Genomic DNA, 20,402 nt, shown 5'->3' with positions numbered 1-20,402 from the left:
AGGATGAGTTACATGACGATTGATCATTCACATTGGATAGCTTCAGACGGCTATACTACGACATTGCATAGTCTAGAAGCCCATGAACCGAAAGGCGTCGTGATCGTCTTTCATGGCATGATGGAACACGGGGCACGCTATGAGGAATTCGCCGAATTCCTTTATGCTCATCATTACCACACAATCATCGCAGATCTGCGTTGCTTCGGCGCTCGAGCAGCACAGCTCGGAACACTTGGACACCTTGAGCCGAAACAAGGCTTTAAACAATTGATGCAGGACGCTGAAGAGCTCGTTTATGACATCAAAGAACGTTACCCTGAATTACCTGTATTCATTTTCGGTCATAGTTTTGGTTCGTTGATCGCTCGCCGGATTGGTCAAACACTCGGTCATACGGTAGCCGGAGTCATCGCGAGTGGTCCTCCGACCAGTACTGGATTACTCGGTAATATCAGTGAAAAACTCGTCGAGCGTCAAATCAATCAGCTATCAGCGACACATCCTGCGGAGCGGTTTGGAAAACTCGTTTTCGGGCGCTATAACCTGCGCTTCTTCCCGGCACTTTCTAAAAATGCCTGGTTGTCTTCGGATCCGCAATCCGTCATGCGTTACGATGCTGATCCTTTGTCTGGTCAAACGGTCACACTAGGGTTCTTCCATGAACTCTTGCATGCAACGAAGCTTGTCAACGCACTTGCCTCCATCTATCAGCATCCACGTCACTTACCACTCTTATTGCTTGCGGGTGGCGATGATGCGGTGGCGTTCGACGGTAAAGGCATCCATCACCTGTTTGATATGTATAATCGTGTCCGCGTCGATGCTGTACAGCTGACGATTTACCGCGGGTTACGCCACGAACTCTTTCATGAGTTTGAACGAATCCGCGTTTTTGCCGATATCGCGAGCTGGTTGAATAAACAAGTCAATCCGGCAACTGCACGATCGTCTTCCCACTCTTCTTAACGTTTATATCGATTGATACAAAAAAGGCAGTGGATCATCGTGATCCGCTGCCTTTTCCATCTCTATTATTTACTTCACTGAATCCAAGTCAATGAAGAAATCATTGCTTCGATTTCCTCGATCTCAAGCGTCTCGCGTTCTGCAGAATACGTCAACAGGACCAATCGTTCCCCGTCCGAGTAAGCATAGATGCGTAAGAAAATATCTTCTTCTTTTCCATCTACTGCGAGTAACGCTTCTTTTGTTGAATTGCGACGGACTTCAAGTGCTCCTGTCAGTTCAATCCCGAACTCTTCAACCAACAGATTGATTTCTTGCTCTGCTGCTTCATACGGTGTCAGTTCTTCCGAATCTGATTCGTAGATGGATAACTGTAGCGTACCCATTGCGTTTTCATCCGTCGAATAAAAACTGACGTACGTTTCTTCTTCTTGATATTCGAATACCTTTGGATATTCTAACGTGATCCAATGATCGACTGTGTACTGTTTCATTTAAATTCCTCCATTCGTTGTATCTTTTCAAAGTGGATACCCGTCACAGCCATACGCTCGAATTGTCGAGCGAGCTGAGCGGAGACGAACATGCGCTGTGTGCGTTCATCTCGCATCAGGTGGTGCGGACATATCGAATCGTTGATCCGTCGCTCTGTCAAAAAATAGACACGTCGTCTCGGGATCGGACGGAAGACATCCGTCGTATGTAGATATTCGATTCGACTGACAGATAAGAGATTGAGAAGATAGTACGGAACCACTCCGTCCTTCGTCTCAAGATGTACCTTGAGACATTGTACAGAAAAAGGCGCGTATGCTTCAATGACACGTTGCATACGTTCCGAGACGAGCGGCAGATCGAATGTGTTTGGAAGGACATCCGGTAACAAATCCGCATCTTGATTGATGGAAAAAGCAAGTACACCTACGTTATGGAACCACTCTCCTATCAATAAGCGATGACGATCGAATTGATGGTGGCAGACCGCCTTCCATCCTTTTCCCATCGCCTGTTCGCTCCAAACTCGAACTTCATTCACCAGACACTCTCTCCTCTACCCAACATTACCCATATTGCAAATCAAGATTACCAGTGGAAACGATTAACTAGTATTATTGTACACTGAATATCAAAAGAAATTGCTTTTTTTCATAAAAGTTATGGAAATGACCTCTTTGCTATGCTACTATATTTCATGTAGCAGATACGCGGGTGTAGTTTAATGGTAAAACCTCAGCCTTCCAAGCTGATGACGAGAGTTCGATTCTCTTCACCCGCTCCAATTATGACATAACATAGGTCTAGGACCATTTCCCTCTAGAGGGCAGGCGACTCGCGACGTGCGAGTCGTCTTTTTTATTTTTTCTGTTGATGAATCCAAAGGAATTGAGGGTATACAACGATATAGCATGACATTTGTAAAGGAGGATTCGTATGATTCAGATGAAAATGCCAGGTGTGACGATTTATCAAAGTACACTCATGAAAACGACATCAACATTGATCGAGACGCCGGATTGTCTAATTGTCGTTGATCCGGGTTGGCTACCGGATGAGATCGCGACGATTCGTCGTGACGTTGAGATCGTGCGTCGTGATCGACCATTATACGTCGTCTATACACATGCTCATTTTGATCATATCCTTGGTGCTTATGCCTTTACGGATGCCATCGTCATCGCTTCTAAACCATTTATCGATGTCAATCAACAGGAGGCACTCCAAGCCGTTCAAGACTTCAACGATGAATTTTACATCGACTCCCCCGTTCTATTTCCGGACGTGACGCATGTCATCCATGAATCGGAGACGACGCTAACAATCGGTCAAACAAAACTGATTTTCTTCTTGACGCCCGGTCATGAAGCGACGCATCTTTCCTTCATCGTCATGCCTCTCCACTTGCTCGTCTGTGGTGACTATGCTTCTGATATCGAAATCCCGTTGATCGAACATGATTCCGCTGAATATTTGACGACACTCGAATTACTCGAGTCATTCATCTATGAGTATGAGGTTAAACTTCTCATTCCAGGACATGGTCACATTTGCGATGTCCGAACGGAGATGATTGAACGACTCCATCAAAGTTATGATTACATCCTTGCACTTCGTGCCGGAAAAGAATCGGACTGGTCTCCGTCTTGGCAAACGACCCCATTCATGAAGCGTCTGCACGAAAAAAATAAGCGTCAAGTCAAGAAAGAACAAGAAGAACGGTTAGCACGACGTCATTATGACTAAATGTAGCAACGCACTCCAGATCATAACAAAAAGATTCGAACGCTTATGTAGCGATCGAATCTTTTTTAATTATCCTAGTAATGTAACGAGTAATGCTTTTTGCGCATGAAGACGATTCTCGGCTTGATCAAAGATGACGGATTGCTTACCATCGATGACGTCTGCCGTGACTTCTTCTCCCCGATGTGCCGGTAGACAATGCAGGAAAATAGCTTCATCACTTGCTTGATCCATGATTTGCGCGTTGACCTGATATCCTTCAAATGCTTGCAAACGCATCGTCGCTTCTTCCTCTTGTCCCATACTCGCGAAGACATCCGTATATAGGACGTCTGCCCCACTCGCTGCTTCCTTAGGATCCGTCATGACGATGATGTTCCCACCTGTTTCCTTGGCGATGACTTGTGCCTCATGAACGACTTGTGGATCGGGAGCATAGGCAGCCGGTGTACAGATTCGAATTTCCATGCCACTAAGCGCTCCACCAATCATCAACGAATGCGCCATGTTATTTCCATCTCCGATATACGTCAAAATCTTTCCAGCCCGTGTTCCAAACGTCTCTTCAATCGTTAGCAAATCAGCGAGCACTTGGCACGGATGGTGCAAATCGGTCAGTCCATTAATGATTGGAATCGTGCCATGCGCGGCAAGCGTCTCAACGATATCATGACCGAACGTCCGGATCATTAGTGCATCAACGTAACGGCTCATGACTTGAATCGTATCCGAGAGCGGCTCGCCCCGTCCGATTTGCATATCCGCTCCACTTAGGACGATTGGATGTCCTCCTAGTTCGACGACCCCTACCTCAAACGATAGACGTGTCCGTGTCGATGCCTTTTCAAACAAGAGTGCTACTTTTTTATTTTTCAACACCTCTTCATACTTACTCGGGTGTTGCTTGATGTCTTTCGCAAGGACCAATAAATCAGTAAGTGCTTCCGGTGTCAGTTCCGCTATCGTCAAAAAATGTTGCAGTTGTTGCATCGTCTTCATTTCACTTCCTCCTTGATTGGTTGTGTCCATGTATGAAGTGGCTTCACAGCATAAGGTGTCTGTTCCGTCGCTTGTAAGTGATAGTGCGCTAATTCCGGCTCTGTTAAGACTTGTACCCCAGCAGCCAGCGCCGCTGCACGACTCGCTTTTTCTTCTGTTACGTGTGAATAGAAGATGGCACAACTTGCCCAATCAATCGTTTCGTCTAACGGCACCCCTGCTCCGAATGCCTTTGTATCCGCTCCCGCAACGATCATATCTCTTGTCGTCAAATGACGCTTTGTCGTCTCGTCGAAAATAAAACGCTCTAGTGCGAGTCCATCTGTCGTCCATTGAAGTGTTTCGCCTGTCGAACGCATGACGGGACCTGTTTTAGGATCGACTCCTTGTAGTTTCAGTGTTGAAAAAACGGGTGTCTTGACGGCATGGAAATTAAGTTTCGTCTGTCCCTTCGGTAGTTCGATCGCTTGTCCGGCTGCCGCTTGGACTGCCCATTGCAAAATCGGTTGACCCGTTACTTTTGCGACGATTGGCAATGTTCGAGAGGCACGTGGATTGATTTCAAGAACGTAGACCTGTTCTTGATGCAGGACGAATTGAATATTGAACGCTCCTTTGTACGCCATCTGTTGACCAATCATCTGCGCAATCCGTGCTACTTCGTCTTGAACAGTAGCGCTGAGCGATACGGGTGGTAGAATCATCGTCGAGTCTCCAGAGTGAACCCCTGCCCGTTCCAATTGTTCCATCAAAATCGGGATATACGTCGTTGTTCCATCCGTGATGCAGTCGACTTCGATTTCTTTTCCTTGAAGATAAGCATCCACGAGAACAGGGAATGACAATTCCGGTACGATTTCCTCTAACTGTTGCTGATTGCGGATGATATGCATTCCTTTTCCACCGATGACATAAGAAGGACGAATCATGACCGGATAGCCAATCGTTGTTGCAACTTCTATTATTTGCTCGTGTGTCGAGACTTCTTGCCCCGGAATTCTCTCGACGCCGATGTCGTCTAAAAATTGATAGAACCGCTCACGGTCTTCCATTTGATCAATGACATCTGCCGTCGTTCCAAGAAGGTGATAACCTGCTTGCTCAAGACCAGCCGCAAGAGCAATCCCCGTTTGTCCTCCGAACTGAACTAACACGTCCTGGCAATCTTCTGCTTCTAGCACATGAATGACGTCTTCTAGTGTCAACGGTTCGACATACAGGCGATCCGCAACTTCAAAGTCAGTTGAGACCGTCTCCGGATTATTGTTGATCATGATCGTTTCATAACCGGATGTTTGTAGCGCACGCACGGCGTGAACAGAACAATAATCAAATTCGATGCCTTGACCGATTCGAATCGGTCCAGCTCCGATGACGGCGACTTTCTTTTTCGTCGATGCCATGACTTCCGTCTGTCCGCTCCAGTTTCCGTAGAAATAAGGGGTTGCGCTATTGAACTCTCCCGCGCACGTATCAATCATGTGATAGACAGGAGTGATGCCTTGCTCTTTCCGTAAGTGCTCGATGTCTACAGCACTGACGCCCGTCAAAAATGCAATCTGCTCGTCCGTGAAGCCCATCATCTTCGCAATTTTGATAGAAGAGATGTCTGTCGTTTTGATTTTTAATTGTTGATCGACGAGTCGTTTGAGCACTTTGACGAATAAGGCTTGTATCTTTGTCTGTTCGACAAGTTCTTCGACGGTCGTCTCCTCACGATCCAGTAGCGCGAGCATCGCAAGTAAACGACGATCCGTCGGTGCCATCACTTCTTCCCATAACGCATCGGTATCAGCTGTTTTCATCCATGCTGGATAAAGAGGAGCTTGTTCGATTCCTGCACCACGCCAGGCTTTTTGTAATGCTTCCTCTAACGTTTTCCCCATCGCCATGCTTTCACCGGTCGCCTTCATTTGTGTTCCAAGCGTCCGGTTGCTACCAACAAATAGATCGAATGGGAAGCATGGTACTTTTGCCGTGATGTAATCCATCGTCGGCTCAAAGCTTGCCATCGTCTCCTTCGTGACAGGATTGATGCAATCATCGAGTCGTTCGCCAAGCGCAAGACGCGTCGCTAATTTTGCAATCGGATAGCCGGTCGCTTTTGAAGCAAGTGCGGAAGAACGACTGACACGCGGATTGACTTCAATGACGAAATAACGTTCTTCCGTCGGGTGGATCGCAAATTGGATGTTACATCCACCGATCACACCGAGATGCGACACGATTTTACGCGCTTCCGTCCGCAATTGTTGATTCATCCGATCCGAAATCGATTGAATCGGAGCAAAAACGACCGAGTCTCCGGTATGGACGCCAACAGGGTCAATGTTTTCCATGTTACAGACGATGATTGTCGTATCTGCGCTGTCACGCATGACTTCGTACTCAACTTCTTTATAACCCGCGATACTTACTTCAACGAGACACTGTGAAATCGGACTCGCTTGTAGACCGTTCTGTGCTAACAGACGGGCTTCATCTTTCGTTAAGGCAATGCCACCGCCCGTTCCTCCGAGCGTAAAGGCGGGTCGGATGACGAGTGGTACACCATGTACTGCCATGAAATCCTCGAGTTCCGCTAGCGACTCGATTGTTTGGCTTTCCGGAAGCGGTTGCGCCAGTTCAATCATTTTTTGCTTGAACCGTTCGCGATCTTCCCCGTCTCGGATCGTCTCAAGTGACGTTCCGAGAAGTTCGACACCATATTGTTCTAGTACGCCTGCTTCTTCGAGTGACATCGCAAGATTGAGTGCCGTTTGTCCACCTACCGTCGCTAGAAGGTGTGATGGTCGATCTTGTTCGATGATAGCCGTCGCTTTTTCAAGAGTCATCGCCTCAATGTAGACATGATCTGCCGTGCTCGGATCCGTCATGATAGTAGCCGGATTCGAATTCATTAAGATGACCTCGCATCCCGCTTCTCGAAGCGCCTGACAGGCTTGTGTGCCGGAATAATCAAATTCTGCTGCTTGCCCGATGACGATCGGACCTGAACCGATGACGAGTACTTTCTGTTTATCCCACATATGCTACCTCCTGATGTAATACGGTATTTACGAATTGATCGAAGACGACCATCGCCTCTGTCGGTCCCGGACTCGCTTCTGGATGAAACTGGACTGTCATGATCGGTAAAGTAGGATGATTCAATCCTTCGACGGATCCATCATTGATATGTTCGTACGCAAGTTCCATTTCGGATGTTGTAATACTTTTGGCATCAACGGCATACCCATGATTCTGAGACGTCATGAACACTTGTCCAGACGCTAAGTGACGAACGGGATGATTCGCCCCACGATGCCCATGATGTTGTTTTAATAAGGTACAGCCGAACGCATGAGCGAGGACTTGATGCCCCATACAAATTCCGAGCGTCGGATAGCTCGTCGCTAGTTCACGGATTCCTGAAAGAAATGGATCGAGTTGTGTCGGATTACCGGGTCCGTTGGAAAACAGAAGACCATCCGGCGCCAGCGCTTGAATCCGTTCTGGTGTCGTATCATACGGTACGACTGTTACCCGCATATGACGTTCAAGCAATGCGTCGATCATCGATTGCTTCACACCATAATCGATACAGACGACATGTCCTTGTTCCACTTCCGGTACGTATTCGATATCTGACGTCGTTGAGACTGAGGCGATGTACGCTGTGTCTATAGTCTCAAAGGATGTCATGTCTTCTTGTATCATGTCACCGAATTGATCACCTTCCGTCCGTAACAGATGCACAAGGGAACGTGTATCCACTTCCGACAGGATGGGAACGTTCGCTTCGCTTAACCAACTCGCAAGCGATGTCCCTTCCCCGTCCTCTGCTAAGGTTTGGACGACGACTCCAGCGACTTGAATCTGCTTGCTTTCTGAAGCCTCTACTTGTATGCCGTACTGTCCGATCAACGGATATGTGAAGACGAGAATCTGTCCCTGATAGGACGGATCCGTCAAGACTTCCTGATACCCTGTCATCCCTGTGAAAAAGACGACTTCTCCTTTGACGGGTGCTGTTCCTTGCCACGAACCGGTAAATGTCGTTCCGTTCGCAAGCGTTAGTTTTCCGGATTGTTTCATACGATGACCTCCTGTTGACAAACGAGTTGTATTTTTTCGACCGCTTGCATGAGTTCCTGTTCTGTTACGAACAGCGATGGCAACAAACGAATGACATGAGGACCAGCCGAGACGACGAGAAGACCCTTTTCGCGTAACGCGTCAATGAGCGGTGCAACGGGAATCGTACACTCGATGCCGATCATCAAACCACGTCCACGAATAGAACTGACGATTGACTGGGGTAATTTATCTTCTAATTGTTGACGTAAATATTCGCCCTTTCCTTGAACGTCTGCCATGACAACATCATTCAATAAAAGATCAAGTGTTGCCTCTGCAGCTGTCATCGCAAGCGGATTCCCACCAAATGTTGAGCCATGAGATCCAGGTGTAAACACTTCAGCTGCTTCTGCCGTTGCGAGTAATGCCCCTACTGCAAGTCCACTTCCAAGACCTTTCGCAAGCGTGATGATATCTGGTACGAGCGGTGTCTGCTCAAACGCAAAACGAGAGCCCGTCCGACCGATGCCGGTCTGCACTTCGTCGACGATGATTTTGACGTCGTAGCGCCGCGCCTGATTCATTAAAGCTTCGAGCCACGCATTGTCAGCGACAACGACACCACCCTCTCCTTGAATGATTTCAAGCCATACGGCAGCTGTTTGTTCCGTGATTGCCGACAGGCTCTCCATCTCGTTAAACGGAAGATGTTTGAATCCATTCACCATCTCTCCGTATCCCGCTTTGATTTTCTCCTGTCCTGTCGCGCCCATCATCGCGAAGGTCCGCCCGTGGAACGATTGTTTGAACGTGACGACTTCCGTTTTGCCTGTCCATTTCCGAACAAGTTTGTACGCCGCCTCGTTCGCTTCTGCACCACTATTACAAAAGAAGGCATGACTGAGATGACTGTCTTCTGTTAATCGCTGCGCTACTCGCTCTTGTTGCGCAATTTGAAACAAGTTTGATGTATGCCAAATCTGATTCAGTTGTTCTTCTAGCCGTTGCTGAATATATGGATGTCGGTGTCCTGTATTACAAACGGCAATCCCCATGATGAAATCGAGATACGTCTTTCCTGTCGCATCCTTGACGATTGACCCTTGTCCATTGACCAATTCCACATCAGTACGTTGATAAGTGGGCAGTAGTGCGCTCATGTAATTCCTCCTTGATTCGTGTCCCTGTAGCCGCTACATTTTTTCCCGATCGGATGATGACTTCTGGTATGCCATGTTGCGCTGCCTGCATCATCGCTTCGACTTTTGGAATCATTCCGCCGTAAATCTCCCCGGATGCTATCGCAACTTCAATCGCTCTAGAGGTGATTTCTGATTGATAGTCACCGTTCACTTTTACACCCTCGACGTCCGTCAACAATTCAAATCGGTCAACGGACCAAGCTTTTGCGACGGCAATGGCACACGCATCCCCGTTACTGTTCAAGGCACCTTGTTCTCCTGTAACGAGAGACGTGACGACGGGTACATAGCCGTTCGTACTCAGTACCGTGAATAATCGCGGATGAATGTGCGTGATCTGACCGACTGCCCCGAGTCCTTTGATCGTTTTACCATGAACGCTTGCTCCGTCTAACCCGCTCACCCCGACGGCAGGAATCCCCGCCTGATTCAACTGCTGGACGATACCAGATTGGACTTCCCCTGCTAAGATCCGTCGCGCCCCGAGTAAGACACCATCCGTTGTTACACGTATGCCGTTCCGAAATACGGGTTGGATCCCCTCTTGTTCGCAGTAGCTAGATAGAAGCGGACCACCACCGTGTACGATCAATAGCTCGTTCCCGGTTTCGACCCATGCTTTCCATTCTTCAAAGTATCGTGTATCAAGTTGTTCCCAGACACTGCCTCCAAGTTTGATCACTTTTCGTTTTGTCATGTCCGGTAGCTCGCATTGATTTTGACGTAGTCGTACGTCAGATCACAGCCATAGGCGTGCCCTTGTCCTGTCCCATCATGTAGATCGATATGAATCTGGACGTCTTGCTGCGCTAAATCATGTGACGCAACCGTTTCATCGAATAAGACAGGCATACTCTGTTGCAATACCCACTGCGAACCAATTTTGATATCGACGTTTGAGACATCGAGCGGCTCCTCGATACTTCCGACAGCGGCGATGATTCGTCCCCAGTTCGCATCTTCCCCGAAGATTGCTGTCTTGACGAGCGACGAGCCGACGACTTGTTTTGCGACCATTCGCGCTACTTCATCCGTCTGTGTTCCTGACACTGTTACTTCAATCAGTTTCGTCGCACCTTCCCCGTCCCGCGCAATCTGTTTTGCTAAGTCCTGACAAACCGTTTCAATCGCCTGTTCGAATGCTAGTGCCTCGTCCGTACCTTCAACAATCGTTGCTCCCCCTGCAGCTCCGCTCGCTAAAATCATGACCATGTCGTTCGTCGAACTATCACCGTCTACCGTAATGCAGTTGAACGTCCGATGAATCGTCCGGCGCAATATCGTTTGAAGGGTATCCGGTTCAATCGTTGCATCTGTCGTCAAAAAACCAAGCATCGTTGCCATATTCGGATGGATCATCCCTGACCCTTTCGCCACACCACATACTGAAATTTGGACATCCCCTTGCATGTATTGTTGACCGGCTGATTTCGTACCAGTATCGGTCGTCAGAATTGCGTGGGCAAAATCATTCGCAGCATCACTATCATTTGAAGGCATCAACTGAGGAATACCTGCTAGTAACGTATCAATCGCCAGTGGTTGCCCGATGATTCCTGTCGAAGCAATCACTACTTGTTCTGGAGCAACATTCAAGCTTTTTGCCATCGCTTGTTGCGACATATACGCATGAGATAAGCCTAGTTCTCCTGTACAGGCATTCGCATTTCCACTGTTGACGAGGACGGCATGTATACGTCCTTGTGATGTCTGTAGTGCTTGCTTCGTCACAGTGATTGGGGCCGCCTGAACTTGATTCGTCGTGTAAACAGCTGCAGCACTCGCTCCTGCCTCACACCAAATCAGACCAAGATCCTTTCGCTTTCGTTTTAATCCCACATGTATTCCTGATGCTTGAAATCCCTTCGGTGTCGTAATCGTCAACGGGGTCTCTACTTGTACTTGCCACACAGGCGTTCCTCCTCTTTCGTTTTCTATTGATTAAATGTAGATCGGCTGTTGGGTCAAACCAGACATCTCATCAAATCCTGCTAGAATGTTGGCGTTTTGAACAGCCTGTCCGGCCGCTCCTTTTTGCATGTTGTCAATAACCGAAACGATCGTGACGCGTCCCGTTCGTTCATCCTTATACACCGTTAAATCACAGTGATTACTACCAACGACGGATTTCACTTCTGGATCAGTCTGTTGGATACGAACGAAAGATTCGGTCGCATACTGGTCGGTTAACCAAGATCGCCACTCCGTTTCCGATAAATCGATCAATGGCTGCACCGTCATAATCGCCATGATCCCTCGATTAATGGGTAACAGTTGGGTTGAGAACGTGATTGGATGCGATGATCCCGTCCATTCAAATAGTGCTTGCTCAATTTCCGGTATATGCTGATGCTGATTCACTTTATACAAACGAACGTTTTCACTCGAGTGCACATGATGAGTCTGTGCCGTCAACGTTTTGCCTGCTCCCGTCAGACCAGAAGAGGCTTGAATGATGATTTGAGATGGATCGATTTTTTTCTCTTTTAAGAATGGTGTCAGACCCAGCAAGACTGCTGTTGCGTAGCATCCTGGATTCGCGATCCATTTACTTGCCGCAACAGCTTGACGATTCCATTCCGGTAATCCGTAAGCTGCTTTTTTTTGTATGTCCACAGCTACTGGTTCCTTGTTGTACCACGTTGCATATATGTCAGACGGAAGTCGTAAATCACCACTTAAATCAATGACGTAGCCGGACCAGTTTTGAAGGTGTTCTAGGTACTGTTTCGATATTCCACTCGGTGTTGCTAAGAAGACCATATCTGTCTCGGTTTCCATCAAATGCTCTACCGAAAAAGAAGATAACGATGAGTATGTTTTTTTATTCATGAACGGGAATACGTCATTCATAGATTCTCCTGCCATCGAATCACTCATTAAGCAGACGATTTCAAAAGAAGGATGTGCTTCTAACAACCGAATCAGCTCAATTCCGGTATATCCTGTTGCTCCAATGATGGTGCATTTCATATCTGTTCGCTCCCCTTCGAAGAATGTTATACCGATTTAAACATATGAATATTTATACTGTCAATTGAATTTTTATTAGTTTTTATGCAAAAAAGAAGCGTTGAAGCGATTGTCTTCTATAAGACAGTCCCTTCAACGCTTCTTTTACTTCTATCCGCTTAACGCTTTTCAGCACGTTGCGCTACGAGATGATCAATTCCAAATACACCTGCACCCATGATCGCAACGACCACCACAAAAATCAGTGTAAACATATGTATCCTCCTCATCGTTCACAAAAATGTCATTTGATACTTCTTATTGTGCAAGATTTGAACTAAAAAAGAAAGCGTTTACGACAAAAAATCGTCACATTTATATTTTTTTATATTTTTCATTGAAACTCTTATGGTTGACGCCATCCAAAATATTCGTTAGTATTACGTTTGTTCAATGCTTTTGTGCATAAAAGCGTGTTAGTAACAGAGAGTCATCATACTTTATACTTTCATATTCATTTAAGGAGGTGGAAGCATGCGCATGTCATTCCGTGAATCCGCAGCTATCCTAGGAATCAGCATCATCATCTTATTGTCCGCGTTATTCGGTGCCAAAGCCGAACCGCATCTTGCCATCTTGTCCAGTCTTATTTTCGTCTCAGGATATGCCGTTTACCGTGGGTTTAAGTTCGTAGACGTCGAACACCACATGATTCAAGGTATTCGTGAAGCAATCAAACCAATCCTGATCATGCTGCTCGTCGGTATGACGATTGCGGTCTGGATGATGAGTGGCGCAGTGCCGACCCTTCTTCATTTTGGTTTATCTACACTTTCAGCAACTTGGTTCGCTCCAAGTGCGCTTTTGATTGCGATGGTCGTGTCGACCTTTACAGGTAGCTCATTTACGACGATCGGTACGGTCGGTGTTGCCTTGATGGGAATCGCGATTGCACTAGGCGTCAATCCAGCACTTGCAGCAGGCGCTATTATCAGTGGTGCGTGTTTCGGAGATAAGATGTCACCTTTGTCAGATACGACCAATTTCGCGCCAGGAATCGTCAACGTGTCCGTATTCGATCATATTCGTTTCATGATGGGAACGACGATTCCCGCCATCACGATTACATTCATCTTATTCTTCATCTTCGGACGTAGTGGTGGAAATGTCGATTCGTCTGCTGTTCAAACGACGCAACAAGAGTTAGCTCGTTTGTTTGACCTGTCACCTTGGACATTGCTTTCACCATTGCTCGTCATGGTGTTAGCATTACGTAAGATGCCCGTCATCCCAACACTCGTTGCTGGTGTGTTGAGTGGATTATTACTAACAGGTCTCGTACAAGGAAACTGGAACATCTCGAACTGGATGGCAGTCATTCAGAACGGCTTAAAATTAGAATCGTCTAGTGAGACTGTCACGGCAATCATTACTAAAGGCGGATTGCAGTCCATGATGTGGTCGGTTTCGCTCGTCATGCTCGCGCTTGCTTTCGGTGGCGTCTTGCGTGGTATCGGTGTCATCGATGTCGTCATTGAACGGACGGTTTCCCGACTGAAGCGCGATGGCAGTATCATCTCATCGGTTGCCTTGTCGTCGATTGGTGTGAACCTGATGGCTGGAGAACAATACTTGTCCATCTTGCTTCCGGGTCAAGCATTCAAGAAAATTTTTGAAGAGCGTCAGATTGATCCGCGTTTCCTTTCGCGCTCACTCGAGGATGGTGGAACACTCGTCAATCCACTCATTCCGTGGGGAGTTTCTGGAGCATTCTTCGCTTCTACTCTTGGTGTACCGGTAACCGAATACATCCCGTTCGCATTCTTTTTACTTCTTTCACCATTGTTTACGTTCTTGCTTGCTTTTCTTCGTCCAACGAAAGTCGAAACGAAACAGTCCCTCGCTTCTTAAGTCTATTCTCATGTTAGAGATCCGATATGATATATCGGGTCTTTTTTTTCCGACTGCTCCCTACCTTATTCCTATTAAATACGTCAGATTTAAGACGAAAACGGCTTGGAATCGCGTTTTTTTTAATAATTATGTGTAAAGATGAAACGAACTGGGAATATACCAAACATAAGAATAAAAATTACAGAGAATGATAGAGAGAGAGTACATTCCTGTTCGACCTAGGAATGACTTCGATGTAATTGTGGGAGGAGTTAATATGATTAAACGTGGTACGCTGGAGCGACTTGATGGCAAATATGCTGTCCTACTGTGGGAAAATGGTTCAAGTTTCATTCCACGACGTTATTTACCACCTGAAGCACGGTTAGGCGATACGATTATCTTTGATGGTACAACTTATACGTTAGATGTCAGCAATTCATCACCCTCTTCCTTTCAAACATTTTCGTTTCGGCAAATGGGTTGATGATCGATAAAAAGCCATTCCATATCATGCATTGACTATAGAGAAGAATTTTCTCTCATCAGTCTCTCATGAAATGAATGGCTTTTTTGCTTTATCTACGAACATATAAGGAGTGAACGCAACAAGATGGACAAGGAAAGTGGTGGATATCGGATATTTCGATTCGTTCCAATACCGTCTGATCATGTGAACATTCATAATGTGGCTCGACAACATCTAGCTGCAAGAACAATGCGCACCAGAATCGATTCGAAAACCGAGAGCATGTCGGACAATGATATAGATCCAATTGATGTGGTACCCACCCGTCCGCTAATTCATCTTGGTGAAGCTGATAGTGCTGAATTAAGCGAAAACGATTCCAGTCATCCAAATACGTCCGCTGGAGGATAGGTTCATGCATCGACGGGACGAACCAAAGAGGCAGACCTGTCATGAACGCTTCGACCCCTTGCGTCAAGAGAGCAGGAAACGTTGGCCACCCATCCAGTTGCCCGAGTTGGAATGTTTGTTGAAAGGAGCAATTGCGGCATCGGAGTTCCATCGTCATCCTCCTGTTCGTTTCACCATCTCTTTTAACATCTGTTCCGTCACAGGACCGACGTGTTTCGCGAGAATCGTTCCTTTGCGGTCTAATACATAGGTTGCCGGCATTGCTACAAGACGATACGCATCCTCAGACGTTCCTTCGCGATCATATAACACAGGATATTCCACAGGTGTTTTCTTCAGAAAATCCGCAACATCCGAAACACGTCGTTCTGATGTCGTGACATTGATCCCGTAAACGGGTACATCTGTATGTCGTGCAAAGGCATTTAGTTCTGGAATCTCCTGTTTACAAGGTGGACACCACGTCGCCCAAAAATTAATGACAAAGACATCATGATTGATTTCGTCTAGATCAATGGTTTTTCCTTCTTGACGTAAGGATAGATTCGGAGCTTTCATCCCTACTTCGAGACCACCTTGTGATGCTTGTTTTTGTTGTTGCTCCACTCTCGACTGCTTCGCTTCATATGTACGATAACCTTGGTAGGCAATACTAATGACAGCAGTCGCTAGGATCAGATAGATCAGTGTTTTTTTCACATCTAATCCCCTCCTTCTTTGTTTAGTGTAGCAGACTTCCTCTTTTCGTCCTTCTTCTTTTATCAACAAAAAAGCGAACTCTTCAGCATTATATGCCAAAAGAGTTCGCTACGTTTATAGGATTAACTTCTTAAACGATTCGACCGTTAGTTAAAGCGCGGTAGTTGTTTTTTGACTTGACGATTATCCTTCACGCTACCGACCGCTTCTGCTCCACCTAAAGCTTCATTCAAGGATGTCTTTCCTTCCTTGACTTCTAGACGTCGATTGAAGACTGATCGATTATCGACAGAGGCAACGAGAATCGATGCGACATCCGTTTCGGAAATCGTCGCGTCCTTCGTATCCTTTAAATCTTCATCCGCTTCAATCAAACCACGTCCTTCACCTGTTGTGATGGCTACGGGACAAATGATCGTATACGTCAAACCACTATGTTCAATCTGCTCTTCTGCAGCATTTTTAGCAGCATAGAACGGATAGACATCTTTCTTAAATTGCTCAGGTCGATCTGCACCATAAGCGCTCAACAATACAAAGTGGCGGACACGCGCCTTTTTCGCTGCATCGATTGTTTTTAAGGCAACCGTCCGATCCAGCAGTTCAATTTCTGTCGCTTCACCATCTACTCCTGCGGTTGCCGCACAAATGACTGCATCCTGTCCTGCGACTCCGTGCTCAATGACTTTTTCGAGTTCTGTTTCGATGTCGACATAATGAGCCTTAACACCGAGTTTTTCGAATCGTTCCACCAAATGTTCGTGACGAACGATAACCGTGACCTGATGACCCTTGGCAAGCGATTTGACGACGCGCGCTCCAATCGTACCGGATGCACCTACGACTAGTACTTTCATATGGGGGGTCCCTCCTCGATAAGTTAGTCACCTTCGTGGAATGTCAGGGTGTCGTGTCCGAAAATCATCGATTTCGGATATCACTTAAACGATCCACTAAAGGAGCAACGTACATCAATTTATACCCGCAATGACCGATAGGAAACCCCTCCCCTTCAGTTCTTCAATGTGCCATAGAACGTCGTATCGAGACGGTCTCGTAGTTTTTGCAACGCCTTTTCATCTGGTATGTCATAAAAAATTCCGTTCAATCGTTGGCTAACCGCTTCGATTTCATAATGCTTTCGTTCGGACATCAAAGCAAGAGATAATCCTGCCGTCGCCATCTCACGTACACTCAAATCGAGATTCATCTCTTCTTTCATGTACGTATGCGCTGCCGGAATTTTTGACCAGCCAGTCGGTTTTAATAAATGTGTTGCCACAGCTTGAATGACTTCGGACTGACGATTCGCACGTGCTCCATCATTATCCGTTTTTCGATGTCTCGAATAGGCAAGTGCCATCGCACCATCCATATGGTATTCCTTTCCTTTCTGGAATGAATACTGATTTGCTTTCCCACTCGCATCCTGCTCGGAGAACGTCCCTGTCGAGACAAGGTCGATTCCGCCGATTTGGTCCACTAATCCGATGAAACTATCGAAAGAGATGACGATCTTTCCATCGATTTCTTCATCGAGTAGACCCGAAACGGCATCTTGCGTACACTCTTCGCCGCCGAAGGCAAAGGCATGCGTAATTTTATCCTTCTTTCCATTCTCACAAGAGATCGGTGTATACGTATCTCGAGGAATCGATGTCAATTGAATCGTTCTAGAAAGTGGGATGAATTGCATGACCGACAGTGAATCCGAACGTGACCCCCGCAATGATTCTCCTGGTCGTGCATCACTACCGATCAGTAAGAACGTAAACGGTTGGGATGCAAAAAGAACGAACGCGATCAGTAACAGCAAGAATAGTCCAATAATCTTTCGTTTAATACGACGTTTTTTCTTGATTTTTTTTGGCTTTGCTTCTCGCGAAGATACATCAGGACTCGCCTGCGCGGATCGCTCTGACCGGTTAGCCGTCCTCGAACGTCTCGAGCGTTCCTGATTAGCGAACAATCGTGAACCGGCACTCCCGATCATCTGTGCGACCTGTTTAAGCATACCGCTCCCGGAACGACCCGATGTACTTTTTCGATCTCTCGATTGCTCTTCGACATATCGATGATACGTAACCGGCTCTTGCTGCTTCCCGAATGATTCTTGAGAAAATGGTTCGTTCGGCGTGTACTCTTTTGAAAAAGCCTCTTCCTGTCTAGCCTGTTCTTCTTCTTGTCTAGCCTGTTCTTCTAACTGCATACGTCGTCGCTCCAAGCGGGAGCGCTGTGGTTGATGTTCTGCCATCCAGATACCTCCGTATCAATCTTTTGCGATTTGTTTCTCTTTCAAGAATTCGCGAAGATACGTCCGTTTCGGTTCATGCATCGAGGTTGCCATCTGCTTGACCCACCCTTCAGTCCGTTGACCGCCGGTCCGTTCTCCGTAATACGATGACGTCGACTCTTCGTATTGTGTCAGTAGCTCACGCATCGTATCGTCATCAGTATACGTATTCCGGTGGAAGACCGCATCCATCGGAAGGCGGGGTTTTTTACCGGGTTGTTGATCCGGAAGACCAACGGCGACTCCAAAAAATGGTACGACATGGTCCGGAAGATGTAGCAATTCGCTGACACGTCGGGCATCATTTCGCAGAGAGCCGATATAGACTGTTCCGTATCCGAGCGACTCAGCAGCTACGACTAAATTTTGAGCAGCGAGTCCCGCATCGACAGCCCCTACGACAAGTGCTTCCGTCGTCTCAATCGTACGGCTTACATCGCCTCCTGCTAGTTCTGCTGCTAACGTATGTTTATGGTAATCCATGCAAAATACGAAGAAGTAACTGTTTTCTGCCACGTATTGTTGACCACTTGCGACATCGACTAATTGTCGTTTCAATCCTTCGTCTTCGACACCGATGATCGCATAGGCTTGCTGATAAGATGAGGTCGAGGCAGCCTGCGCGGCTTTTATGAGTGTTTCAATCGTCTCTTCGTCCAATTGATGTTGTTTGAATTTCCGGATTGACCGGTGATTGAGTAAATGTTGAATCGTTTCGTTCATGTGTAATCGTCCCCTTCTGTAATGAGTCTTCTTATTTAAGATAGTCGTCTCTGACTAAAAAGCGCAAATGAAGAGGTTCGGTTTATGAAAAAAGCGGGAAATGAATAGTGTTGTACTGTGCTTTTTTTGCGAAGGAGGGCGATCATGAGAATACGGAAACTGCGGCTCTTACTGGAACAGTATGGCGATACGACCCTTCGCGATATCATCGTCGAAATCTATCGTCAACTCCCGAGACAAGTCATCGAAGAAAAAGAGTTTGACGCCATGTTGACACAGTTCATGAAGTACAAGGATTTGCAAAAAGAACAAGAACAACCAACTGTCGAACAGACGATTGCTCAGACGGAACGGTTCGTTCAATTAGCATACGACTTACAGTACCTTGAGCCAAATCCAATCGTACCACTTCGCGAACAAAAGAATTGGTATATCACCGCAAAGCGTCTGCTCAAGCATTTGCGCCACTATGCCCATCGAAAAAATGGAACTCGGATTGCCTTTGAAGAATTTTTCTTTCTTCTTTCGTCAGCTGCTGGGGAAGAACCTTTATTTTTAAGTAATGACCCCTTTCGATTATTAAAAGTCTCTCAAGTTGACTTTTTTCAAGAATTGGTCGGCTATTACAAAAATGATAGTCACGGTGTCGAATGGATGGAACGTGCTCTCTACACCGCATTAAAAGTCCCGATGGATGTTGACACCGAGCGTAGTGATCTTCTACTTGCTGTACTTGCCCACTGCGAGAAAGCAGAGCATCAAGAAGCGTACATCAATTGCCTGAACACACATGCGAAAAAACTACAAGCACATGTTCGAATTGATGCAGATGCTTTGTCCACCTATCAAGAAATTCGCTTTGCGGAATTGCATGCCCTCATCTCGCTACGAGCGTTAGAACGAGCAGAGACGATGCTTTTTACAGAGTACATTCCATACTTTTCGCATCGTTCGACTCCTTTCCGCTATTATCTTGATCTCCTCGAGCGTGCCGGACTTGAACAAGAGCATGAACGAATGGCACGCGTCGGTCGAAAAAAACGAATTCATTTTTAAGGAACATTCGCTTCCTAGCCATTCGTGACAAACAAAAAAGTAAGTAGCGATATACTCGCCACTTACTTTTTTGTTTGTTTCTAATTACTTAGAGAGATTCATCTCAATCGGAAGCATTGACGATTCCAAGCCCAACCGTTGCTAGCAAAGCAATACAAGCAAATAAGAATGCCATGTCGTTCGGTGAATCAAATCCTTCATAAATCGGTTCTTTCCGATCAACGATGATATGATCTTCCGTTCCATAACTGCCATATGTCGTCGAACTACTCACGCCCGGTTCATCGTAATCGCGTGCTTCTACTACTAACGTATCTACGCTGAGTAGCCATCCCGATAAGCCAATGACGATCCAGAGATACTTCATGATATTTTTGCCTCGATTCTTTCTTATCTTCAGGAATCCATCTACTTTTTATTTGAAACAGAATATATA

20 protein-coding genes and 1 tRNA gene are annotated in these 20,402 nt (G+C 46.4%); 6 read left to right on the top strand and 15 right to left on the bottom strand.

The annotated features are described in order from the left end of the window. Positions 1–12: 12 nt before the first annotated feature. Positions 13–969, top strand: a complete 957-nt coding sequence (locus tag K6T22_RS03205) for an alpha/beta fold hydrolase (RefSeq protein ID WP_238238896.1) — start codon at positions 13–15, stop codon at positions 967–969. 74 nt (positions 970–1,043) lie between these two features. On the opposite strand, the gene K6T22_RS03200 is transcribed toward K6T22_RS03205, so the two are convergent. Together K6T22_RS03200 and K6T22_RS03195 are read right to left on the bottom strand one after the other, a co-directional pair. Continuing rightward, complete coding sequence (locus K6T22_RS03200; protein WP_023467229.1) at positions 1,044–1,463, bottom strand: hypothetical protein; 420 nt, start codon at positions 1,461–1,463, stop codon at positions 1,044–1,046. Beyond that, positions 1,460–2,005: an imm11 family protein gene (locus tag K6T22_RS03195; protein WP_238238894.1), complete on the bottom strand. Its 546-nt coding sequence runs from the start codon at positions 2,003–2,005 to the stop codon at positions 1,460–1,462. The genes K6T22_RS03200 and K6T22_RS03195 overlap by 4 nt, the downstream gene beginning before the upstream one ends. A 169-nt stretch (positions 2,006–2,174) precedes the next feature. Here K6T22_RS03195 and K6T22_RS03190 point away from each other — a divergent pair. Both K6T22_RS03190 and K6T22_RS03185 read left to right on the top strand, forming a co-directional pair. Continuing rightward, positions 2,175–2,248, top strand: a tRNA-Gly gene (locus tag K6T22_RS03190). A 152-nt stretch (positions 2,249–2,400) separates the two neighbouring features. Next, a complete protein-coding gene (locus K6T22_RS03185) occupies positions 2,401–3,210 on the top strand; it encodes an MBL fold metallo-hydrolase (RefSeq protein WP_238238892.1) in 810 nt (269 codons plus the stop codon). Between the two features lie 69 nt (positions 3,211–3,279). Here the strand turns inward: K6T22_RS03185 and argF are convergent, their stop codons facing one another. From argF to argC, 7 genes are read right to left on the bottom strand one after another with little or no spacing between them, the layout of a single operon-like run. Continuing rightward, a complete protein-coding gene (gene argF / locus K6T22_RS03180; RefSeq protein WP_238238890.1) occupies positions 3,280–4,209 on the bottom strand; it encodes an ornithine carbamoyltransferase in 930 nt (309 codons plus the stop codon). Continuing rightward, on the bottom strand, positions 4,206–7,238 hold the full coding sequence (gene carB, locus K6T22_RS03175) for a carbamoyl-phosphate synthase (glutamine-hydrolyzing) large subunit (RefSeq protein ID WP_238238889.1): 3,033 nt from the start codon (positions 7,236–7,238) through the stop codon (positions 4,206–4,208). Before carB ends, argF begins: the two co-directional genes overlap by 4 nt. Next, entirely contained in the window at positions 7,228–8,286 is a 1,059-nt protein-coding gene (locus K6T22_RS03170) for a carbamoyl phosphate synthase small subunit (RefSeq protein ID WP_238238887.1), read from the bottom strand. The genes carB and K6T22_RS03170 overlap by 11 nt, the downstream gene beginning before the upstream one ends. Then, the gene (locus K6T22_RS03165; protein ID WP_238238886.1) at positions 8,283–9,428 is read right to left on the bottom strand and encodes an acetylornithine transaminase; all 1,146 of its coding nucleotides are present in this window, start codon (positions 9,426–9,428) and stop codon (positions 8,283–8,285) included. Before K6T22_RS03165 ends, K6T22_RS03170 begins: the two co-directional genes overlap by 4 nt. Then, the gene (gene argB / locus K6T22_RS03160) at positions 9,394–10,167 is read right to left on the bottom strand and encodes an acetylglutamate kinase (protein ID WP_238238884.1); all 774 of its coding nucleotides are present in this window, start codon (positions 10,165–10,167) and stop codon (positions 9,394–9,396) included. The genes K6T22_RS03165 and argB overlap by 35 nt, the downstream gene beginning before the upstream one ends. After that, the gene (argJ, locus tag K6T22_RS03155) at positions 10,164–11,381 is read right to left on the bottom strand and encodes a bifunctional glutamate N-acetyltransferase/amino-acid acetyltransferase ArgJ (RefSeq protein WP_238238882.1); all 1,218 of its coding nucleotides are present in this window, start codon (positions 11,379–11,381) and stop codon (positions 10,164–10,166) included. The genes argB and argJ overlap by 4 nt, the downstream gene beginning before the upstream one ends. Positions 11,382–11,411: 30 nt before the next feature. Continuing rightward, a complete protein-coding gene (argC, locus tag K6T22_RS03150) occupies positions 11,412–12,443 on the bottom strand; it encodes an N-acetyl-gamma-glutamyl-phosphate reductase (protein ID WP_238238880.1) in 1,032 nt (343 codons plus the stop codon). A gap of 513 nt (positions 12,444–12,956) precedes the next feature. On the opposite strand from argC, the gene nhaC reads away from it, so the two are divergent. Then, complete coding sequence (gene nhaC / locus K6T22_RS03145) at positions 12,957–14,333, top strand: Na+/H+ antiporter NhaC (protein WP_238238878.1); 1,377 nt, start codon at positions 12,957–12,959, stop codon at positions 14,331–14,333. Positions 14,334–14,592: 259 nt separating this feature from the next. Beyond that, the gene (locus K6T22_RS03140) at positions 14,593–14,802 is read left to right on the top strand and encodes a DUF3006 domain-containing protein (protein ID WP_023467214.1); all 210 of its coding nucleotides are present in this window, start codon (positions 14,593–14,595) and stop codon (positions 14,800–14,802) included. A 91-nt stretch (positions 14,803–14,893) separates the two neighbouring features. Here K6T22_RS03140 and K6T22_RS03135 read toward each other — a convergent pair whose 3' ends face one another. The 5 genes from K6T22_RS03135 to nfsA form a co-directional block, all read right to left on the bottom strand. Then, on the bottom strand, positions 14,894–15,346 hold the full coding sequence (locus K6T22_RS03135; RefSeq protein ID WP_238238877.1) for a hypothetical protein: 453 nt from the start codon (positions 15,344–15,346) through the stop codon (positions 14,894–14,896). A 2-nt stretch (positions 15,347–15,348) separates the two neighbouring features. Beyond that, entirely contained in the window at positions 15,349–15,894 is a 546-nt protein-coding gene (locus tag K6T22_RS03130) for a TlpA family protein disulfide reductase (RefSeq protein WP_238238876.1), read from the bottom strand. A 146-nt stretch (positions 15,895–16,040) separates the two neighbouring features. Continuing rightward, positions 16,041–16,751, bottom strand: coding sequence for an NAD(P)H-binding protein (locus K6T22_RS03125; protein ID WP_023467211.1), 711 nt, complete (start codon positions 16,749–16,751; stop codon positions 16,041–16,043). A gap of 155 nt (positions 16,752–16,906) precedes the next feature. Further along, on the bottom strand, positions 16,907–18,148 hold the full coding sequence (locus tag K6T22_RS03120; RefSeq protein WP_238238874.1) for an LCP family protein: 1,242 nt from the start codon (positions 18,146–18,148) through the stop codon (positions 16,907–16,909). Between the two features lie 15 nt (positions 18,149–18,163). Continuing rightward, entirely contained in the window at positions 18,164–18,910 is a 747-nt protein-coding gene (gene nfsA / locus K6T22_RS03115; protein WP_238238873.1) for an oxygen-insensitive NADPH nitroreductase, read from the bottom strand. A 144-nt stretch (positions 18,911–19,054) separates the two neighbouring features. Between nfsA and K6T22_RS03110 the strand changes: the two genes are divergently transcribed. Continuing rightward, entirely contained in the window at positions 19,055–19,966 is a 912-nt protein-coding gene (locus K6T22_RS03110) for a hypothetical protein (protein WP_238238871.1), read from the top strand. 103 nt (positions 19,967–20,069) lie between these two features. On the opposite strand, the gene K6T22_RS03105 is transcribed toward K6T22_RS03110, so the two are convergent. Further along, complete coding sequence (locus tag K6T22_RS03105; RefSeq protein WP_238238869.1) at positions 20,070–20,333, bottom strand: hypothetical protein; 264 nt, start codon at positions 20,331–20,333, stop codon at positions 20,070–20,072. Positions 20,334–20,402 lie beyond the last annotated feature (69 nt).

This window comes from Exiguobacterium acetylicum (assembly GCF_022170825.1).
Taxonomy (GTDB): Bacteria; Bacillota; Bacilli; order Exiguobacteriales; family Exiguobacteriaceae; genus Exiguobacterium_A; species Exiguobacterium_A acetylicum_B.
This window is presented reverse-complemented; position numbering and strand designations above follow the sequence as displayed.